Source organism: Sphingomonas sp. (genome assembly GCF_051962185.1).
Classification (GTDB): domain Bacteria; phylum Pseudomonadota; class Alphaproteobacteria; order Sphingomonadales; family Sphingomonadaceae; genus Sphingomonas.
This window is the reverse complement of the sequence record NZ_JBQCCN010000221.1, coordinates 1-2,105: the sequence shown is the minus strand read 5'-3', so window position 1 is coordinate 2,105 and position 2,105 is coordinate 1. Positions and strand designations below refer to the sequence as shown.

At 64.6% G+C, this 2,105-nt stretch carries 3 protein-coding genes; all 3 read right to left on the bottom strand.

Annotated elements, in window-relative coordinates; translation table 11 throughout:
* A partial coding sequence (locus ACTHJR_RS14115) for a cell cycle transcriptional regulator TrcR (protein ID WP_440523872.1) occupies positions 1-200 on the bottom strand: 200 nt, incomplete at its 3' end.
* Between the two features lie 238 nt (positions 201-438).
* A complete protein-coding gene (locus ACTHJR_RS14110; protein WP_440523871.1) occupies positions 439-1,461 on the bottom strand; it encodes a glycosyltransferase family 4 protein in 1,023 nt (340 codons plus the stop codon).
* Positions 1,462-1,466: 5 nt separating this feature from the next.
* A partial coding sequence (locus ACTHJR_RS14105; protein ID WP_440523870.1) for a UDP-2,3-diacylglucosamine diphosphatase occupies positions 1,467-2,105 on the bottom strand: 639 nt, incomplete at its 5' end.

The window sequence follows — 2,105 nt, the reverse complement described above, 5'->3', positions numbered from 1 at the left end:
CCCTTTTCGATCTCGTCCATCGTCAGCTCGTGCGCGCGGACCGGGTCGCGGCCGGTCAGCTTGGTCGCCGCGGTGTCGTCGGCGATCGCCTGGACCTCGAGGATGTGCAGGCCGCAGAATTCGGCGATCTGCTCGAAGCTGAGCGAGGTGTTGTCGACCAGCCAGGAAGCGGTCGCATGCGGCATGAGCGGCTGAGCCACGAAAATCTCCGTCAGAAATAAATAGGGCCGCCCCTCGCGGAGCGGCCGTGTCGTGGAGGGCGATGTAGTCCGAATGGCGGATTTGGGCAAGCGGTGGAGCGAGTGAGGATCGCTTTGTTCGTCATCCCCGCGAAAGCGGGAACCCATCTCGTGCTGTCGTCACCATTACGTCGCGCCTGTTTTGGGAACGTTTTGGGAGATGGGTCCCCGCTTTCGCGGGGATGACGGTTGGAGGCGTTTAGGCCGCCAACGCCTCGTCACCGCCGACCGGGACCAGCGCATGCAGAAACTGATGCGCGCTCTTGGCCCAGGTGAAACCCTGGCCATAGGCTCGGCACGCCGCCCGGTCTCGGGTCAGCGCTTCGGCGATCGCCTGGTCGAGATCGTCGTTCATCGCCCCGGTCTCCGGCGTGAGCACGTCGACCGGCCCGGTCACCGGATAGCCCGCGACGGGCGTGCCGCAGGCCAGTGCCTCGATCATCACCAGCCCGAACGTGTCGGTCTTGCTGGGGAAGACGAAGACGTCGGCGGCGGCATAAGCCGACGCGAGGTCGGTGCCGAATTTAGGTCCGAGGAAATGCGCCTCCGGGAACTTCGCCTTGAGCGAGGCAAGCGCCGGGCCATCGCCGACGATCACCTTCGATCCCGGATGCGTCGCAGTCAGGAATGCCTCGATATTCTTCTCGATCGCGACCCGGCCGACATAGAGCTGGATCGGGCCGGGCAAGGCGTGGATCACGGGATCGGGAATCGGATCGCCGAAGGTCGAGAGATCGACGCCGCGCCCCCAATGCCGGATCTGGGTCAGGCCATGCGCCTTCAGCGTGTTGGCGATCGACGGGGTCGACGCGAGGATCGACTGCGCCGGCGAATGGAACCAGCGGATGTAGCGCCACACCCATTCGGGATTCACGCCCGTGCGCGCCGCGACATAGTCGGGGAATTGCGTGTGGTAAGCGGTGGTGAAAGGAAAATCGCGCGCCAGGCACCAGCGCCGCGCCGCCAGGCACACCGGCCCCTCGGTCGCGAGATGGATCGCCTGGGGGCTGAAATCCTCCAGCATCCGTCCCACCGATCCGGTCGAGGCGAAGGCCAGGCGGATCTCGGGATAAGTCGGACACGGCAGTGAATAGAACAGATCGGGCGAGACGATCAGCACCTCGTGCCCCTGCGCGACCAGTTCGTCGCGGACCGACTGCAGGGTGCGCACGACCCCGTTGACCTGAGGGCTCCAGGCATCGGTGACGATCGCGATGCGCACGTTCTTCAGGCCGCCGCTAGCGTCAAGAAGGGGGCTTGCGCCTGTCTTCCTTCGATTTCGTCGGCCCAGTGCAACACCTCCATCCGGCCATCGAAATGCTCGACCAATGCGGTGCAGCCTTCGACCCAATCCCCGTCGTTATAATAAAAAACGCCGTGGATTTCACGATATTCCGCCGTGTGGATATGTCCACAGACAACACCGTCCACCCCGCGATGCGCCGCGGCCTGGGCGACGACGTCTTCGTAATGCGAGATGAATTCGACCGCGTTCTTGACCTTGGCCTTGGCATGCTTGGACAGCGACCAATAGGGCAGGTTCCAGAAGCGCCGCCAGCGGTTGACCAGCCGGTTGAGCGCCATCATCGCCTCGTACGCCGCGTCGCCGACATGCGCGAGCCAGCGATGCGACAACGTGATCGCGTCGAATTCGTCGCCATGCAGCACCAGCAGGCGGCGGCCGTCGGCGGTCTCGTGGATGGCATTGCGGCGGATCGCGATGCCGCCGAAATCGAGCCCGCAGAACTGGCGCACGACCTCGTCGTGATTGCCCGGGATGTAGATCACCTCGGCGCCACGCTTGGCGCGCTTCAGCAGGCGCCAGACGACGTCGTTGTGCGCCGCCGGCCAGTAGAATTTCTTCTT